16 protein-coding genes are annotated in these 17,349 nt (G+C 56.4%); 7 read left to right on the plus strand and 9 right to left on the minus strand.

Translation table 11 applies throughout. From position 1 onward, the window contains the following. The gene (locus H1Y61_RS20920; RefSeq protein ID WP_180574691.1) at positions 1–1,101 is read left to right on the plus strand and encodes a D-TA family PLP-dependent enzyme; all 1,101 of its coding nucleotides are present in this window, start codon (positions 1–3) and stop codon (positions 1,099–1,101) included. 18 nt (positions 1,102–1,119) lie between these two features. Here H1Y61_RS20920 and H1Y61_RS20925 read toward each other — a convergent pair whose 3' ends face one another. The 5 genes from H1Y61_RS20925 to H1Y61_RS20945 form a co-directional block, all read right to left on the minus strand. Beyond that, the gene (locus H1Y61_RS20925; protein WP_174113170.1) at positions 1,120–2,253 is read right to left on the minus strand and encodes an ABC transporter ATP-binding protein; all 1,134 of its coding nucleotides are present in this window, start codon (positions 2,251–2,253) and stop codon (positions 1,120–1,122) included. A gap of 103 nt (positions 2,254–2,356) precedes the next feature. Next, the gene (locus H1Y61_RS20930) at positions 2,357–3,559 is read right to left on the minus strand and encodes an extracellular solute-binding protein (RefSeq protein WP_409364009.1); all 1,203 of its coding nucleotides are present in this window, start codon (positions 3,557–3,559) and stop codon (positions 2,357–2,359) included. 77 nt (positions 3,560–3,636) lie between these two features. After that, positions 3,637–4,497: a carbohydrate ABC transporter permease gene (locus H1Y61_RS20935; protein WP_012654455.1), complete on the minus strand. Its 861-nt coding sequence runs from the start codon at positions 4,495–4,497 to the stop codon at positions 3,637–3,639. Next, on the minus strand, positions 4,494–5,378 hold the full coding sequence (locus H1Y61_RS20940; RefSeq protein WP_060716174.1) for a carbohydrate ABC transporter permease: 885 nt from the start codon (positions 5,376–5,378) through the stop codon (positions 4,494–4,496). Before H1Y61_RS20940 ends, H1Y61_RS20935 begins: the two co-directional genes overlap by 4 nt. A 9-nt stretch (positions 5,379–5,387) precedes the next feature. Then, positions 5,388–6,569, minus strand: coding sequence for a Gfo/Idh/MocA family protein (locus H1Y61_RS20945; RefSeq protein ID WP_180574693.1), 1,182 nt, complete (start codon positions 6,567–6,569; stop codon positions 5,388–5,390). 431 nt (positions 6,570–7,000) lie between these two features. Between H1Y61_RS20945 and H1Y61_RS20950 the strand changes: the two genes are divergently transcribed. From H1Y61_RS20950 to H1Y61_RS20965, 4 genes are read left to right on the plus strand one after another with little or no spacing between them, the layout of a single operon-like run. Beyond that, positions 7,001–7,753: a GntR family transcriptional regulator gene (locus H1Y61_RS20950; RefSeq protein ID WP_180574694.1), complete on the plus strand. Its 753-nt coding sequence runs from the start codon at positions 7,001–7,003 to the stop codon at positions 7,751–7,753. 28 nt (positions 7,754–7,781) lie between these two features. Beyond that, complete coding sequence (locus tag H1Y61_RS20955; RefSeq protein WP_180574695.1) at positions 7,782–8,804, plus strand: SIS domain-containing protein; 1,023 nt, start codon at positions 7,782–7,784, stop codon at positions 8,802–8,804. Then, a complete protein-coding gene (nagA, locus tag H1Y61_RS20960) occupies positions 8,801–10,003 on the plus strand; it encodes an N-acetylglucosamine-6-phosphate deacetylase (protein ID WP_180574696.1) in 1,203 nt (400 codons plus the stop codon). Before H1Y61_RS20955 ends, nagA begins: the two co-directional genes overlap by 4 nt. Then, entirely contained in the window at positions 10,000–10,908 is a 909-nt protein-coding gene (locus H1Y61_RS20965) for an ROK family protein (protein ID WP_180574697.1), read from the plus strand. The genes nagA and H1Y61_RS20965 overlap by 4 nt, the downstream gene beginning before the upstream one ends. A gap of 29 nt (positions 10,909–10,937) precedes the next feature. Here H1Y61_RS20965 and H1Y61_RS20970 read toward each other — a convergent pair whose 3' ends face one another. Further along, positions 10,938–11,129 carry a hypothetical protein gene (locus H1Y61_RS20970; RefSeq protein WP_180574698.1) on the minus strand — a complete coding sequence of 64 codons (192 nt, stop codon included), beginning with the start codon at positions 11,127–11,129 and terminating at the stop codon, positions 10,938–10,940. Positions 11,130–11,155: 26 nt separating this feature from the next. Further along, a complete protein-coding gene (locus H1Y61_RS20975; protein WP_210282107.1) occupies positions 11,156–11,530 on the minus strand; it encodes a hypothetical protein in 375 nt (124 codons plus the stop codon). A gap of 254 nt (positions 11,531–11,784) precedes the next feature. Between H1Y61_RS20975 and H1Y61_RS20980 the strand changes: the two genes are divergently transcribed. Beyond that, entirely contained in the window at positions 11,785–12,507 is a 723-nt protein-coding gene (locus H1Y61_RS20980; protein WP_180574700.1) for a TetR/AcrR family transcriptional regulator, read from the plus strand. Between the two features lie 26 nt (positions 12,508–12,533). Here the strand turns inward: H1Y61_RS20980 and H1Y61_RS20985 are convergent, their stop codons facing one another. Both H1Y61_RS20985 and H1Y61_RS20990 read right to left on the minus strand, forming a co-directional pair. After that, positions 12,534–13,910 carry a sigma-54-dependent transcriptional regulator gene (locus H1Y61_RS20985; RefSeq protein WP_180574701.1) on the minus strand — a complete coding sequence of 459 codons (1,377 nt, stop codon included), beginning with the start codon at positions 13,908–13,910 and terminating at the stop codon, positions 12,534–12,536. Beyond that, entirely contained in the window at positions 13,907–15,709 is a 1,803-nt protein-coding gene (locus tag H1Y61_RS20990) for a sensor histidine kinase (RefSeq protein ID WP_180574702.1), read from the minus strand. The genes H1Y61_RS20985 and H1Y61_RS20990 overlap by 4 nt, the downstream gene beginning before the upstream one ends. A 300-nt stretch (positions 15,710–16,009) precedes the next feature. Here H1Y61_RS20990 and H1Y61_RS20995 point away from each other — a divergent pair, with 300 nt between their 5' ends. Beyond that, entirely contained in the window at positions 16,010–17,344 is a 1,335-nt protein-coding gene (locus tag H1Y61_RS20995) for a dicarboxylate/amino acid:cation symporter (protein WP_012654444.1), read from the plus strand. Positions 17,345–17,349 lie beyond the last annotated feature (5 nt).

Below are 17,349 nucleotides of genomic sequence, written 5' to 3' on the forward strand. Positions count from 1 at the left end.
ATGGACCGCCCAATTGACATTCCTGGTCCAAGACCCGGCGATCCAGTTCTCTCGCTGTCAACACCGCTGCCGTTAATCGACGAGGATCGGCTCGCCGCCAATATCGCCCGGGTTCAATCCTATATGGATGTCCACGGCTTAGCCTTTCGCCCGCATATCAAGACCCACAAGATTCCACCCCTCGCCCGCCAGCAGCAGGAGGCCGGTGCGACCGGTATCAATTGCCAGAAAATTACCGAGGCGGAGGTGTTTGCCGGTGCCGGGTTCGAGGACATATTGATTACTTTCAATATCCTTGGGCCTGAAAAGCTCGTGAGGCTCGCCGCCCTGAATGAGCGGATTTCCGGCCTGAAGGTAGTGGCCGATAGCATCGTCACCGTCGAAGGCCTTGCAAGCTATTTTTCAAACCGCAAACCTCTGACCGTATTGGTGGAATGCGACACCGGTGCCGGACGCTGCGGTGTGCAGACACCAGCAGACGCCGTTGGCCTGGCGCAAGCGATTTCCGCCAGCAAAGGCCTACGGTTCGGCGGAATAATGACATATCCCAAGGCTCACACCGAGCTAGCAGTCGAAAGCTTTTTTACGCAAATCCTCACAAGCCTTACCACTCTCGGTATTACCTGTCCGATTGTCTCGAATGGAGGAACGCCAAGCCTGTTTTCCGCCCATCTTGTGCCATCGGCCACCGAACATCGCGCCGGCACCTATATCTATAGCGACCGGAGCATGGCGAAGGCTGGACATGGCACGCTTGACGATTGCGCAATGCATATCCTAGCCACCGTCGTGTCGCGCCCGACACCGGATCGTGCCATTCTGGATGCTGGCTCTAAAGCGCTGACATCCGACCTGCTCGACTTTAGCGACTACGGCCTGATCGTTGACTATCCGGATGCTGTCATCACCGGCCTGTCCGAAGAACACGGCACCGTCGATCTCTCGAAGATTAGCGGTAAGCGGCCCGAGATCGGCGAAAAAGTGCGGATCATTCCCAACCACACCTGCGTCGTGTCAAACCTGTTCGACATCATGACATTTCACCGGAATGGTGTGGTGACGCGGGTGGAACAAGTGGCGGCACGCGGCCTGGTCTGGTAGCCGCGGCTCCGCCTATTTTTAGTCCTGAACTGCCCTCAGCGCGTCCGGCAATGTTTCTGCCTGCCAATTGATATGGCGTTCCAGCGCCTCACCATCGGCATCGAACAGATGGCAGTCGCTGGCCTTGATGACCGTCGTCATCGGCTGGTCAGGCTGAACGGGAGCAGATCCAGGGAAGACCGCACAATAGGGCTCACCATTTGCGAGCGACGCATAGGCGATTGTGCTGGCACCGAGCCGCTCAACGACACTGGGTGTCACAGTGATGGAAAAATCACCTTTGCCGAGCGCCAGATGTTCTGGACGGATGCCAAGCGTCAGCTCCTGACCCAGCATATCGGGGCGTCCGGAGACAGGAATAGTCACCAACCGGCCTTCGTAGGCAACGGTAACGCCATCAGGCCCAACGCCCTTGCAGGAAACCGGCACGAAATTCATCTTCGGATTGCCGATAAAGCCAGCAACAAACAGGTTTTGCGGTTTGTGGTAAAGCTCCAGAGGTGCGCCCACCTGGGCAATATGACCACCATGCAACACCACGATTCGGTCGGCCATGGTCATTGCTTCGATCTGGTCGTGGGTGACGTAGATCATCGTTGCTTTCAACTGCCGGTGCAGTCGCGTCAGTTCGATGCGCATGTCGGCACGCAAGGCGGCATCGAGATTGGAAAGCGGTTCATCGAACAGAAAAATCTTCGGTTCGCGCACGATGGCCCGGCCAATCGCCACCCGCTGCCGCTGTCCGCCGGAAAGCTGGCCCGGCTTCTGCTGCAAGCGCTGATCTAGCTGCAAAACCTTAGCCACTGCGCCGATCTTTTCACGGATCTGCGCCTCGGGCATTTTCTCGACCCGCAGCGGAAAGGCGATATTTTCAAACACCGTCATATGCGGATAGAGTGCATAGGACTGAAACACCATGGCAATGCCGCGCTCAACCGGCGGCAGCGCATTGACCCGAGCCCCATCGATAACGATATCGCCGCTGGTCGTATCGTCCAGTCCGGCGATCATCCGAAGCAGCGTGGACTTGCCACAGCCGGATGGGCCGACAAAAACCATGAATTCGCCGTCCTTGATGTCGAGCGAGACGCCCTTGATGACATCGAAATGGCCAAAGGATTTGACGACTTTGTTGAGATAAAGCTGGCCCACCGCGCTGCGTCTCCATACCGACCGGCGACCAAACGGCGACCGGCGAAATTCCAAACAAAAACCGGCTGCGAACCCGTATGATCCGCAGCCGGAGCCCCGATGTTTACTTGTACTGGTCGATAGCAGCCGAAGCCTTCTTCAAGGCGTCCGCAGGCTCGGCCTTACCCGTGACGACAGACTGGACCATTTCGATCATCACATTCTGGAAGCCTTTGTAATCCTTGAACAAAGGTTCAGGTCCACCGAAGGCGATACCATCAATCAACGGCTTCCAGTAAGGCTTATCCTTGATCAACTGATCGACCTTAGCGGAAGGACGAAGCGGCGTCAGGCCGGAATCGGTCGTCAGTTCGTATTCTTCCTGCGGTTCTGGCGAGGTAATGTATTTGGCAAATTCCGTTGCCTTGTCCTCGACACCGGAGCCCTTGAAGATCGCCAGGCTATCGGTGATCAACAGCGTGCCGGGGCCCTTAGCCGAAGGACCAAGTGGCAAGGTCGTCACGCCCCAGTGGATATCGGTCTTCAGCAGGCGATAGGCAGCGCCTGAGCTGTTCTGGATCATCCCGGCCTTGCCGTCGAGAAAGATGGCGCGGATTTCGTTCTGCTCGTAAGCGGTTGCCCCTTCAACCGAATAGGGAGCGATGTCCTTGTATGCCTGAAGCGCTGCCAACACTTCCGGGCTGTCCATGACGATCTTGCCGTCCTTGTCCATCACCTGACCATTATTGGTGTAAACCCAGTGCATGAACTGGTGCATGGTGTTGTCGAAGGTTTTGGCAGGCAGGCCATAACCGGCAATACCGGTCTTTTCCTTGATCTGCTTGGCAAAGGCAATTTCCTCAGCCCAAGTCTTCGGTGGGGTCTCCGGGTCAAGACCAGCTTTCTTGAACAGGTCCTTGTTCCAGAACAGTGCCTTGGTGGAGAAGGCAATCGGCACGCCCCACTGGGTATCGTCAAAGGTCACGGTATCGACGATGTTCGGATAATAGCTCTTCTTTTCGGCATCCGTCATCGGCACCTTGACGATCAGGTCGTTCTCGGCGAACTCCTTCAATGTGCGCGAACCAACATAAGCCATGGCAACCGGCGTCCCGGCGGCGGCCAAGGTGGTTGCCTTGTCCTGGCACTGTTCCCAGCCAACCACTTCAGGCGCAATCTTCCAGCCCGGTTTTTTGCCTTCCCAGACCTTGATATATTTCTCATGGATCGGGTCGATCTTGTCGCCACAATAGATCCAGCTGATTTCCTTATCCGCCGCAAAACTCGACAGAGCCGAGCTTGCCAGCAGCGCCAGCGCGCCCGCCATGATGGTCAAAGTGTTTTTCATCGATGGTTCCCCTTTGTTGACATTAAACGTGTCTTGGTTGTTTCGAAACCGGCTGCCTACTTGACTGCTCCCGCCGTCAGGCCACTGACCAGATAGCGTTGCAGGAAGAAGATCATGATCATCGCCGGCGCAATACCGACGAAGCTTGCGGCCATCAACTCGTTCCAGATCACTTCCTGACGGCCGAAATAGGCAAACAGGCCAATCGGCAGTGGCATGTATTCCGTCTTCGAGTTGAAGGTCAGTGCGAAGATGAAATGCTGCGCATAGGCGGTAATGAAGGTGGTGATGCCGACGACGGCAATCCCCGGCATGGCAAGCGGCAGAACCACGCGCCGGAACGTATAGAAATAGCTTGCCCCGTCCACATACGCCGCCTCCTCAAGCTCCCGTGGAATCCGCATCATATAGGTTCTCAGCAACCAGATGGCGGTCGGGATCAGGAAGGCGATCAGCGGCACGATCAGCGCGAAATAGGTGTTCAGCATTCCCGAAATCCGCATCAGCCGAAAGATCGGAATGAGCAGGACCGCGCCTGAAAACATGTTGACGGCGAGGAACGTCCCCAGCAACACACCCCTGCCACGGAATTCGAAACGGGCAAAGGCATACGCTGCCGGGACGACGAGCAGCAGAACCACCACCGTTGCCGTGATCGAGATAAAGAACGAATTGAAGATATAGCGGCCAAAGCCCGGAACGTGGTCCCACATGGTTCGGTAGGCTTCGAATGAACCATTTTCCGGCCAAAACCGATAAGGTGACGAAAACAGCTGGCTGAGCGGCTTCAACGACACCAGGAACCCTTCCACGAAAGGCGCCAGCACGAAAGTGAGAAACACCGCGACACCGCAATAGATGCCGATGATTTCATACCATTTGTAGCGATTGATCATCGCCTGCCTGTTGGTGCTCATCGGGAATGCTCCTGCGAAAGACGGCTGGTGACGCGGAAGTAGAAATAGCTGAAGATCGACAGGAAGATGCAGATCAGCACGGCGCGCGCCGCCCCTTCACCGTATTTGTACGACCCAATTGCCGTCTTATAGGTATCGATGATCATCGTCGTCGTGCCGCCGCTTGGGCCACCTCGGGTCAATATCCAGATGATATCGAAGGAATTGAAGGTCGAGATTAGCGAAATCATTGACATGGTGATCATCGCTGGCATCAGCAGCGGCAGGGTGATGCGGCGGAACCGGTAGAACCGCCCGGCACCGTCCGTCCAAGCCGCCTCATGCAGATCCTGCGGGATCGCCTGCATAGCTGCCAGCAGATAAAGCGTCACCATCGGCACGCCGATCCATACATCGGTGAAGATCGTAGCCCAGAACGCCGTCGATCCATAAGCAAGGAAGGCGACAGGCCCATCGACCAGACCGAACCGCTGCAACATGCCGGAAATCATCCCGAACTGGCCGTTATACATCCAGCCCCACATGAAGATGCCGATAGCCATCGGCACGATCCAGGGTGGCATGGTCAGGATGCGGAACAAGGTTCGCCCCGGCACGGCAGTGTTCAGAAGCGTCGCGCCGAACGTGCCGATAATCATCTTGAACAGCACGGAGAAGAACGTCCACACGAAGGTGCGGATAATGACATCCGCGAAGGTGGCGTTGAAAATCTTGTTGTAATTATCCCAGCCGACCCAATTCGTCACCCGCTTCAGCGACGCATCGGTGAAGGACAGGATGAAAGTATCGACCAGCGGATAAGCAACGATGATGGCGATATAGATGGTTGCCGGCAACAGCAGGCACCAGGCGAAGAAAACGGCTCTGCGTTTCGCCTCCATGACCATCCCCTATGCCGACTTTGCAGGGGCGGCGGACGCCTCGCCATGCAGGCAGGCATCGTAACGCGCCCAGACAGGCGCGAGGTCCACCACTTTACGCTCAGCTCGGGCCTGATCCAGCGCCAGGGCCAAAATGCCCGCCTCAATGGCGTCGAGAGCCGAAACCGGTTGCTTCGCTCCGGTTTCAATGAAGGCCAGCACGTCGGCTGCCATTTGTTCGTCGGCACCGTAATGCTGCGACTTCTCGGACGGCGCACTATAGGTTTTGGCAATGACCTTGCCATTGTTGCGGGCATTGTGGACATCGAGGAATCCACGCACGAAATCACCCTCAGCCATGCCCTTCGAGCCGATCACGCAGAAACGGCGAAACTGATCGGGCACATTGAGATTGGTGTGAAATGTCATCGCCACGCCATTCTCATATTCGATGATCGCGGTCTGATAATCGATAATGTCGGCATCGCTATCAAAGACCTTGTCGGAACCCAACCAACCGCTTGGCTTGCGGTGATAGACTTCCATGTCGTTGACGCCATCCTGCTCCGGCGCGTTTTCCGGAATGAAGCTCTTGCGACCACCAAAACTGGCGACGAAACGGGGCCGTGCGCCCACCACACCATTGTAAAGATCAAGGTCGTGGCAGCATTTCTCCAGCATGAAGCCGCCGGTATAGCGCCCGTAACGACGCCAATCGCGCATGAAGAACGCGCCATGATAAGGCTCGATATGCTCCGAAGCCTCAATGGAGACGACATTGCCAAGCAGGCCATCCGCCTGCGCCTGACGCAAATCGCGGTAGAGCGGCGAATAGCGAAGAACAAGACCAACCAACAACCGGTCATGACCATAGGTATGCAGAAGCGAGGCGAGTTCGAGGCTTTCCTCGATGGAAATCACGATCGGCTTTTCGGTAAAGACTGTCAGTCCGGCTTCAAGTCCTAACCGGATATGCTGGATATGCAGGTGATTGGGCGAACCGATCATCAGCAGATCGAAGCCGCCCCCGGTAATCAGCTGTTCTGGTGTTTCATATGCCTTGCCTGCCGATACACCCGCCTCGACCAATCCAGGCAGGCCTGCCGGATCAGGATCGACATAGCCGACAATCTCGAAAGACGGATCGATCTCACTAAGCACTCGACCGAGATAACCAAGCCGGAAACCAAGCCCGATAATGGCGACTTTCATGCTGGAACTTTCCCCGTTCACGTAATTTATTTTCTTGAGACTGCGAATTTTTGGCGGTTTCGTCAATAGAGAAAGCAATTCTCCGCAAGGTCGTGAAATTTATTTTCACAATCAGCGAAACCACCTCAAGGCCTTCACAAGTGCATCACCAATTCCGCACACATCCGGGAACATTGAGTTCGACGAGCTATGCACGATTGTTCCATTTATTTATTCTTGTTAATGAATAATACCAAAAAAATGCCAATCGTCCAGACTGAATGATAATTTCCCCTATTTTTTGAGGGAAATATCTGTTTTTTCAGCACAATTTACGCTGCCATCCTGAACTTTGAGAAGACCAATGAAACATTATTGCCAAATTGGTATTGCCTTGGTACTGTAATCAAAAAATAACCATCAGCATTCGGCTAGGATACGGGGAACGTGACATGCAGACGGATGTGCTTGCTTTTGCGAGCCTGCAATCCAGCCGGGGCGGCCCGCTTTATATCAAGTTAAAGACGCTGATCGAAGATGCCATCGAAGCTGGACAGCTTAAGCATGGCGACGCCCTGCCTGCGGAGCGCGACATTGCCGAGGCCGCAGGTATCAGCCGCGTCACCGTGCGCAAGGCAATAGACGACCTCGTTGCTGAAGGCCTTTTGGTTCGGCGCCGGGGTGCTGGAACCTTTGTCGTCAAGCCAGTCAAGCGCATGCAGCAACCGCTGACACGGCTGACATCCTTTACCGAGGATATGGCCCGGCGCGGCATGGTCAGCGGTTCACGTTGGCTGGAGCGCGGCTTGTTTTTGCCAACGCCGGAAGAAACCATGGCGCTTGGGCTTTCCGGCACCGCGCGAGTGGCACGGCTGGTGCGGCTGCGCACCGCCAGCGACATGCCGATTGCGTTGGAACGTACCAATCTTCCAGATGATCTGCTGCCAGATCCCTCTCGCGTCGAGAACTCTCTCTATGCCGCACTTGGCAGTGTCGGGATTAGACCCGTGCGCGCCAATCAGCGCATTTCGGCGGTCATATTAACGGATGAAGATACCAAATTGCTCGGCATGCCGCCGGGTTCTGCCGCGCTTTCGGTGCAGCGGATCGCCTATCTCGACACGGGCCGGGTGATGGAAGTGTCGCGAGCGCTATATCGCAGCGACGCCTATGACCTGGTTGCAGAATTGACCATCGGTTCCTGATCGGAAGCCGCAGGATAAGGAAAATACGATGACGACGACTATGCGCCAGGAAATAAACGAGATTCCGCAAGCGGTCAGTAGACTGCTACGCGATAGCCGGGAGAGTTTGGAACAAGCGGGTGCAGCACTCCGCAAGCGCGATCCTGCGGTGCTGGTCACTATTGCGCGTGGTTCTTCAGACCACGCCGCCCATTTCCTGAAATATGCTGTCGAACTGGAGCTCGGGATCGTCGTTGCCTCGCTCGGCCCGTCTCTCGCCTCGATTTATCAAGCGCCGCTGAAACTGGACCGGGCTGCGGCACTTGCGATCTCGCAATCCGGGGCCAGCCCGGACCTCGTAGCGCTCGCCAAGTCTGCCGTAGCCGGTGGGGCAACGACAATTTCGCTGCTCAATACTATTTCTTCGCCGCTGGCCGCAGCCTCTGATATCGCTATCGACATTCAGGCCGGACCGGAAATTGCGGTTGCGGCGACAAAATCCTTCGTCAATTCCATTGTTGCTGGCCTGTCCTTGATCAGTGCCTGGAGCGACAACGCTCGCCTGGCAGCCGCAGTCGAAGCCCTTCCCACGCATCTTGAAAAAGCGCTCGCCCTGGATTGGAGTAGCCTGGTCGAGGTGTTGAAAGACGCCGATTCGCTCTACATGCTCGGGCGCGGCCCAACGTTGGCCATTGCCTGCGAAGCGGCACTGAAATGCAAGGAAACCTCTGAACTGCATGCGGAGGCCTATTCTTCGGCTGAAGTGTTGCATGGTCCGGTCTCCCTGGTGTCTGCAAATTTCCCGATCATCGCCTTTGCCGCCCGTGACAAGGCGGAAGCTTCTATCGCCGCGACGGCCAATGGACTGGCCGCCAAGAATGCCTCTGTTTTCCTGACATCGTCTTTGGCAAAGGAGTCCAACCATTTGCCCTTCATCGAAACCGGCCACCCGCTGACCGATGCACTGGCATTGATTGTACCGTATTATGGCATGGTGGAATCACTATCGCGCGCCCGTGGCCTTGATCCGGACAAGCCAGCCGCTCTGAAGAAAGTAACGGAAACCCGATGAACTCGTCTCTTGCGGCTCCCTCCTCATTCGCTGTGACAGGCGGCCGGATTTTTGACGGCACGCGTTTCCATGACGATCAGGCCCTGATTGTCGATCAGGGGCGAATCGCTGATATCGTCTCCAACAATGCCGTGCCTGCTAGCCTTGCCAGAATCGAGGTAGGGTCGGCTCTGGTCGTGCCTGGCTTTATCGATCTGCAAGTCAATGGCGGCGGCGGTGTGTTGCTGAACAACCAGCCGGATCTTGATGGTATCCGGACGATTTGCGCCGCCCATGCAAGGTTTGGCACCACAGCGCTATTACCGACATTGATTACTGACCATCCTGCCCTGCGCGATCAGGTTTTGAGCCTTGGCAGCCAAGCCCTTGCCGAGCGGATACCAGGCTATCTGGGGCTTCACCTGGAAGGTCCACATCTATCGCTGGCGCGCAAGGGTACCCATGATCCCGCCCTGATCAGGCCCATGAACGACGATGATCTGGCAAAGCTTATTGCCGCCGCCGGCACATTTGGCACTGCACTGATCACCATAGCGCCGGAAAGCGTTACCCCGCAGCAGGTGAAAACCCTGCGAGCAGCGGGTTATCACATCAGCCTGGGCCACACGGATGCGAGTTGCGCGCAGATTGGCGCCTATGTCGAGGCCGGCGCGACGCTCGTCACTCATTTATTCAATGCCATGAGCCAGATGGGCAATCGCGAACCGGGCCTTGTCGGAGCAGCCCTTGCTTCAGACACACTGTTCTGCGGGATTATCGCTGACGGTTTCCATGTCGATCCGGTCTCGATGGGCATTGCCCTTCGCGCCAAACGCGGGTCTGGCCGGATTTTCCTGGTCACCGACGCCATGTCGAGCATCGGCACCGATGAAACCGGCTTCATGCTGAATGGTCGCCCGGTCTACCGCCAGGGCGGACGGTTGACTTTAGCCGATGGAACCCTGGCAGGTGCCGATATCGATATGCTGTCCTGCATTCGGTTTGTCCATGAAAAGCTCCAAGCATCGCTTGAGGAGGCGTTGAACATGGCGTCGCTTTATCCAGCCCATGCGATTGGATGCGAGACGAAAGGTCAGCTTGCGCCTGGCAAGGACGCCGACTTCCTGTTGCTCACCCCGCAACTCGATCTGGTTTCCACCTGGATCGCTGGAACATGCGTTCATAGCACAGCAACACATTCCGAGGCCCGGCGCGCATGATCGTCTGTTTCGATATTGGCGGAACCGCCATCAAGGGCGCAATTGCCTATTCGCCTGAGGATATTCGTCCCTTTCCACGCCAGCCAACGCCGGGACAGGATTTCGATGCATTTGTCAGCGTCATCAGGTCCATCATTGCCGAGGCGGGAGAGATACCAAGCTGCGTGGCAATTTCCATCTGCGGCATTATAGATGTGGATACCAGCCGCGCTGTTGTCGCCAATATACCCTGCATCCATGGCCGTTTGCTGCAACACGATCTGGAAGAGGCCTTGGGCCTGCCTGTGCTGATTGCCAATGATGCCGATTGTTTCGCAATCGCTGAGGCCGGATTGGGCGCGGGACGCGGCCACCGCGTGGTGTTCGGCGTCATTCTCGGCACCGGCGTCGGCGGCGGACTGGTAGTCGATGGCAAACTGATCAATAGCGACGGCGGCTTTGCCGGAGAATGGGGCCATGGACCAATTGCCGCAACCGAGGTCGGCGAACCGCCCGTCACCATCCCTCGGCTTCCGTGCGGCTGCGGTCAGAAAGGTTGTATCGACACAATCTGCAGCGCGCGCGGCATGGAAAAGCTCCATACGCACCTGACCGGCGAAAACCGAACGAGTGAGGATATCGTCAAGGATTGGGAAACCGGCGAACCAAAGGCAAGCCAAACCATCGCGGCATTTGTCGAATTACTTTCCAGTCCGTTGGCTCTGGTCGTCAATACGACGGGGGCGAGCATACTGCCGGTCGGCGGCGGCCTGTCCAATGCGACAAAGCTCGTTGACGCCATCGATTTAGCCGTCAGAACCAAGATCTTGCGACGGTTCAACCATCCTATTGTGGTTCCAGCGCAATGCCGACTGGAGCCGGGCCTGATCGGTGCAGCCTTGCTCGGGCTTGCAAGGCCAAATTAAAGGCCTGCCGTCAATTTCCGCTTTTCTTGTCAAATCCCGACGATCATAGCCCCGACAAACAGGAAGGCGGCTGCGCAAACAATAAAGGGAATGGCACGGCCGACCTTTTCACGCAGGCCAATCGAATGGTCCGTGACAGACTGGGTGGCAGATTGAGTGGCTCCGGCACTGGCCAATATAGGCGAGACGGCATCAAGCATCAGACGTTCAACAATACTCATCACAGCCTCCTTCACAAACGTGCTTTTTACAAAATCGGGAAGAAACCACCGAGGAGAATTGCGTGGCAATTCTTCCGTTCTTCCCGGAGCTTTTCCTCCTGCTCGGCATCTCGATCCTTGCCGGGCTGATCGTTAGCTGGGTTGTCGTTCCAGAACCTCGAAAACAACGATGATTTCTTGACCTTCCGGGTCATTACCGACTTTGCCACAACAGGCTTCTGTGTATGGCCCTCACCGCAAGATTTGCTGTTTTCAACCAGATCGTGGGGAACCCGTGTCAACCCAAACAGGTCGTAAGAAAACATATTTACAGCTATCGGCATCGTCACCCCTTTTGAAAATTGCAGGATATTTGTCCCGTTTATTTTCACTCCAACGCTGTGCAATGGTGACAGTGGCAAGCGTTTCCGTCAATATAGTCTATAAAATTACTATTCTACTTTTGCAGACAAATGGAGAAATTTTGTTTTCAAAACATCGAAAAGCCTAAAAGACGCTGTCCACATCGGCGCACCCGCATCTTAGCCGATCATTCACTCCGAATTCACAGCCCCCAATCACAATTTACAGATTCTGCATGCACGTAATTAACCGACGCGATGTATTTCATGTAAATCTAATTTTGAATTTCGAAATACCATAAAGTGAGATTCCCATGACAGGCCAGCGGCTGGAACAGACTTTCGAGGAAGTGCCTGATCCTGAAGCGGAAAGCCCAGCACCCGCGCAATGCCGTCAGGGGCGTATGATCCGCCATCCCGATGCGACCCGAGCAATCATTCTGGATGCGGCGATTCAAGAGTTTGCCGCAAAGGGTTTTGCAGGCGCCCGAGTCGACGCCATCGCGTTGCGTTCGAAAACCAACAAACGAATGCTCTACCATTTCTTTGGAGACAAGGAGGGCCTTTACGTCGCGGTTCTCGAGGTGATTTTCTCCAATGTCACCGCGGCTGGAAAAAGCCTTCACCTGTCGCGACGTCAACCGCTTGATGGCATACGCGAACTGGCTTTACACACCTGGACCTATTTTCTGACCCACCCGGAATTCGTCAGTCTGCTGGCCACCGAAAACATTCTGAGGGCTGAATATTCGAGCCGATCAAAGACCATTCCCTCGACCCATGGTCCATTGCTCGCGGAAATCGAAAAGCTTTTGCAGCGAGGGATTGAGCAAGGTGTGTTTCGTGCCGATGTCAATCCGGTGACGGTCTACATGACGATTGCTGGCTTAAGCTTCTTCTACATCAATAATCGCTACACGCTGGCGCTCAATCTTAACCCGGACGTCTGGCAACCGACCGCCATCGACGCCTGGGGCGAACATATTGTGACGGTCACACTGGCTTTCCTTGCACCGGCAACCATACCCGGCACCTGACTGTTCCTCATCACATTGTTGATTGCTCAGCCTTCTTCCCCACCCGCAAATGCCTTGCGGACAATGCCATGACGCTGAAGTTTGTCGTAAAAGGTCTTGCGGGGAATTTTCAGAGCCTCGATGGTCTTGCGTACATCACCCTCATAGTGGCTAAGGGTCTCACGCATGATATCCGCCTCATAGCGATCAAGCCGTTCCGGCAAGGATAAACCAGGCCGATCGGCGGCAACCACACTCCCGCCGCCCGAATCCATATCTTCCAACCCAAGAACGAAGCGTTCGGCAAAATGCGTTAATTCTCGCACATTGCCTGGCCAGTCATGATCTCGCAAATAACGCTCAACACCGGCTGACACCGGCGGAGGCTCACGCCGGAACCGGCTAGCGGCCCGCTCGATGAAATGGGCAAACAACAGTGGCACGTCATCACGGCGTTCGCGCAACGGCGGGATGGTCAATGTCACCACATTCAGCCGGTAATAAAGGTCCTCACGGAATTCACCGCGCTGGGCAGGATCACTGAGATCAACTTTGGCCGCAGCAACCACGCGCAGGTCCACCGGGCGCACGTCGTTGATGCCGAGCGGCGAGACTTCCCGCATTTCCAGCACTCGCAGCATCTGCACCTGGGTCGCCGCGGGCATGCTCTCGATTTCGTCGAGAAACAATGTGCCGCCGCTTGCATGTTCGATCCGACCGATCCGCTTTTTCTGCGCACCGGTAAAGGCGCCGGCCTCGTGGCCAAACAACTCGCTTTCGATCATGCTTTCCGGCAGGGTTCCGCAATTCAAGGCAACAAAATTGCCCTTGGCGCGTCGGCTCCAGCTGTGTAGCAGGCTCGCCACCACTTCCTTGCCGCTGCCGGTTTCGCCTGTCACCAGCACATCGACGTCGGTATCGGCGATCTGGCGCAAAGTGCGCCGTAGCCGTTCCATGGCAGGGGTCTGGCCAATCAGCGGCAATCCATCCTGGGCCGCATCGGCCACCTGTCGCAGCTTGCGATTTTCCAGCACGAGCCGTCGCATTTCCGCGGCGCGATGAACACTCTGTTGGAGCCTGTCGGTGGCAAAGGGCTTCGTGATGAAATCATAAGCGCCGTCCTTGATCGCCTGTACCGCCATGGCGATATCGCCATGGCCGGTGACCAGAATGACCGGCAATTCCGGATCCAGTGCCTTGACCCTGCTGAACAATTCCAAGCCGTCGATATCAGGCATTCGAATATCGGAAACGACAACGCCGCGAAAATCATTGGAAATCCGACGCAGCGCATCCAGCGGCGCTGAAAACGCCTGAACGGAAAATCCCGCCAGCTCAAGGGTCTGCCCCGTGGCCGCCAGTAGATCTCGATCATTATCAATCAGGATGACATTATTGGTCGCCGTCGCTTGCGATGACGTCATGATATATCCGCTTTCAAAAGATGGATGGTAAAGCATGTACCGGATGGCGTGCTTTCGACACCAATCCGGCCGCCATAGTCACTGATAATGTCACGGGAAATCACCAGGCCGAGACCAAGACCTTTTTCCTTTGAGGTGGTGAAGGGGGTAAAAAGCAGACGCCTGATATCCTCTGGAATGCCCGGGCCGTTGTCCTCAATGGTCACCACGACATGTTGCTCCGTCTCTTGAACCGAGACCTCGACCCGGCCATCGCTGCGCTGCTCCAATGCTTCGAGCGCATTCTGCAGAAGATTGATCAGGACCTGCTCCAGGCGAACCCTGTTGCCCTTCACCGTCAGATCCGGCGCCACATCGGGAAGGGAAAGCGCCTCCAGCCGCCCGGCAAAACGGCTGCGCAGCAGCATGACCGCGCCCTCGATCGCCGCTCCAAGCGGCACTGGTTCCGGCGCGGTCCGCCCCTTGCGCGCAAAAGCCTTCAATTCATCGGTGATCGTACCGATCCGCTCCGTCAGCGAGGCAATGGCGCCAAGATTGCTGTTTGCCTGCTCCGGCTGGGCACGCTCCAGAAACACCCTGGCATTTTCAGCATAGGCCCTGATCGTTGCGACAGGCTGGTTGATTTCATGGGCAACGCCCGCCGCCACCTGCCCCAGGATAGCCAGCCGGTTGGCCTGGACCAATTCCTGCTGGACACCTTGCAGCCGCTGTTCGGTAGTCTTGTGGCCGGCGATCTCCAATTCCAGCCGGTCTCGAGCCTGTGAAAGGTCGTGGGTTCGTTCATCCACCCGCCGCTCCAGCTCCAGCTGGTCAGCCTCCACCCGCGCCAGACGGATAACCGTTGCCTGTCGCCGCCAAAGCACCAGCGAGACGACGAGGAAAAATGGCGCCAACAGGGCCAAGGTCAACAGTCGCCATTCCCGCGTCGAGGCTGCGATTGCCGGTTCAGTCGGGACGAGATAATTGAGATGCCAGTTGGTGGTCGGCACGGCAACCGATAGATCAAGATAGTCAGCGGGTATGGCACCGGGAAAAATCGTACGCACCAGAAGCTCATCCGGTATAGCACTCCCTGGTACCTGCTGGGCGCGATTGATCGGCAAGGCCTGCAAAGGCGCATCGCCGAACTGCAAACTGTTGCGTATTTGGGTCAATTCCTCTGGCTGCAACATCGACAATGTCATGAAGCGCCAAGACGGAAGACTTGAAATTAGCACTACCCCATTCCCGTCGGTGACAAAAGCCGCTCGGCCCTCCTCTCGCCAATCGCTTTCCAATTGCGCGAACTCTGCCTTCACGACCACAACACCCAAAGGGGCATTAACCGGACCGACACGCCTTGAAATATAGAGGCCTGGACGCTTGCTAATGTTACCGAGCGCGAAATGTTCGGCGGCACCGACCGCCATGGATCGACGAAAATAGTCCCGAAAAGAATAATCGACACCAACAAAGCTCACCGGCTCGCGCCAATTGCTGGAGGCAATGGCATGTCCTGTCGCGTCCGTGACGTAAAGGACTGAAGCACTCGTACCGGCAACCAAACGCTCGAGCTTGTCGTTCAAACGTTCCGTTGCAGCGACTGTGCGCAGGCTCAAGGCATCGACAACCTGCTGATCCTCCGACAAGAGCAGTGGCAACGAGCGCGGTCGCTCCAACACCGCCCGCAGGAAGGCAACCTTGAGATTGGCACTCGTGCGTGCTTGCTCGGACAAATCTTCCAATGCGGCAGTGCGGGCATAAAGCCCAGCCAAATAAAGCGCAAGGAGGGTGACAACACAGGCTAGGAACGCCAGCAAAAGCCATGGCCTTCGTGGGCGTCTCACATTGGCAGGGACGGATCTGGGCTTGTCATGCACGGTCATCATCATCAACTTTGTGCATTTTTCCGCACAACACACAAGGCACTGAGCGAAAATTCGCGCGAAAATCCGCCACGGATCATGGCTGAAACGCGGCTTTTCAAAGGCTTGGCACGAAGCTACACTCTGGCACGGCGATTGCATTGACGAAACCGAACATCGGTGTCGATGTTGACACGTTGCATAAGCTCCCGGGAGGCCGATGACATCGGTTGGGAGCACCTACCGGAGGATCCGATGCATATTTCTACCACCACCGCCCCGCAGGGCGGAAAGCTCCCATTTTACCGTCATTTGTATTTCCAGGTTATCGTTGCGATTATCGGCGGCATCCTGCTCGGTCATTTTTATCCACAAACTGGCGAAGCCCTCAAACCGCTCGGTGATGCTTTCATCAAGCTCGTCAAAATGGTCATCGCGCCGGTTATCTTCCTGACCGTGGCCACCGGCATCGCCGGCATGTCCGACCTGAAGAAGGTTGGTCGCGTCGCCGGCAAGGCGATGATCTACTTCCTGTGCTTCTCCACGCTGGCGCTCGTTGTCGGCATGCTGGTGTCCAACATCCTGCAACCTGGCGCAGGCATGCATATCAATCCCGCGACGCTGGATGGCAAGGCTGTTGCCAGCTATGCCCAGCAGGCCCATGATTCGACGATCACCGGCTTCCTGATGAACATCATCCCCGACACGATTGTCGGCGCTTTTGCCAAGGGCGACATTCTCCAGGTCCTGTTCTTCTCAGTGCTGTTCGGCTTGGCTCTCGCCATGGTCGGCGATCTCGGAAAGCCGGTCACCAACTTCTTGCAGGCGTTGACCGCGCCGGTCTTCAAGCTGGTCGCCATCCTGATGAAGGCCGCACCAATTGGCGCTTTCGGCGCAATGGCCTTCACTATCGGTAAATACGGCATTGGCTCGATCGCCAACCTGGCTTTCCTGATCGGGACATTCTACCTGACGTCGCTGTTATTTGTTCTCGTCGTGCTTGGCGGCGTTGCCCGCTATAACGGCTTCTCCATCCTGGCCCTGATCCGCTACATTAAAGAGGAACTGCTGCTGGTACTGGGAACCTCGTCTTCAGAAGCCGCCCTTCCCGGCCTGATGGCCAAGATGGAACGGGCAGGCTGCAAGCGCTCGGTTGTCGGCCTGGTCATTCCAACCGGCTATTCCTTCAACCTTGATGGTACCAACATCTACATGACCCTGGCGGCCCTGTTCATCGCCCAGGCAACGGATATCCAGCTTTCGCTTGGCGACCAGATTCTTCTGCTGCTGGTGGCCATGCTCAGCTCCAAGGGTGCTGCAGGCATCACTGGCGCCGGCTTTATCACCTTGGCTGCAACACTGTCCGTTGTCCCTTCGGTCCCGGTCGCCGGCATGGCGCTGATCCTCGGTATCGACCGTTTCATGTCGGAATGCCGGGCACTGACCAATTTCATTGGCAATGCCGTCGCAACAGTGGTCGTCGCCCGCTGGGAGAACGAACTCGATCAGACACAGTTCCGCGCCGCCATGGCGGGTGAATTGCCGGAAGAAATCGATGTCGTGGCCGAACCGGTTCCAACCGCCGCGTGATAAAT

Origin of the sequence: Agrobacterium vitis (assembly GCF_013426735.1) — a bacterium.
GTDB lineage: Bacteria > Pseudomonadota > Alphaproteobacteria > Rhizobiales > Rhizobiaceae > Allorhizobium > Allorhizobium vitis_D.

Coding starts and splice junctions, on each gene's coding strand:
- H1Y61_RS20995 (WP_012654444.1), top strand. CDS start 16,010: ATGCATATTTCTACCACCACCGCCCCGCAGGGCGGAAAGCTCCCATTT.
- H1Y61_RS20980 (WP_180574700.1), top strand. CDS start 11,785: ATGACAGGCCAGCGGCTGGAACAGACTTTCGAGGAAGTGCCTGATCCT.
- H1Y61_RS20940 (WP_060716174.1), bottom strand. CDS start 5,378: ATGGAGGCGAAACGCAGAGCCGTTTTCTTCGCCTGGTGCCTGCTGTTG.
- H1Y61_RS20955 (WP_180574695.1), top strand. CDS start 7,782: ATGACGACGACTATGCGCCAGGAAATAAACGAGATTCCGCAAGCGGTC.
- H1Y61_RS20970 (WP_180574698.1), bottom strand. CDS start 11,129: ATGAGTATTGTTGAACGTCTGATGCTTGATGCCGTCTCGCCTATATTG.
- H1Y61_RS20930 (WP_409364009.1), bottom strand. CDS start 3,559: ATGGCGGGCGCGCTGGCGCTGCTGGCAAGCTCGGCTCTGTCGAGTTTT.
- H1Y61_RS20945 (WP_180574693.1), bottom strand. CDS start 6,569: ATGAAAGTCGCCATTATCGGGCTTGGTTTCCGGCTTGGTTATCTCGGT.
- H1Y61_RS20950 (WP_180574694.1), top strand. CDS start 7,001: ATGCAGACGGATGTGCTTGCTTTTGCGAGCCTGCAATCCAGCCGGGGC.
- H1Y61_RS20985 (WP_180574701.1), bottom strand. CDS start 13,910: ATGACGTCATCGCAAGCGACGGCGACCAATAATGTCATCCTGATTGAT.
- H1Y61_RS20920 (WP_180574691.1), top strand. CDS start 1: ATGGACCGCCCAATTGACATTCCTGGTCCAAGACCCGGCGATCCAGTT.
- nagA (WP_180574696.1), top strand. CDS start 8,801: ATGAACTCGTCTCTTGCGGCTCCCTCCTCATTCGCTGTGACAGGCGGC.
- H1Y61_RS20935 (WP_012654455.1), bottom strand. CDS start 4,497: ATGAGCACCAACAGGCAGGCGATGATCAATCGCTACAAATGGTATGAA.
- H1Y61_RS20965 (WP_180574697.1), top strand. CDS start 10,000: ATGATCGTCTGTTTCGATATTGGCGGAACCGCCATCAAGGGCGCAATT.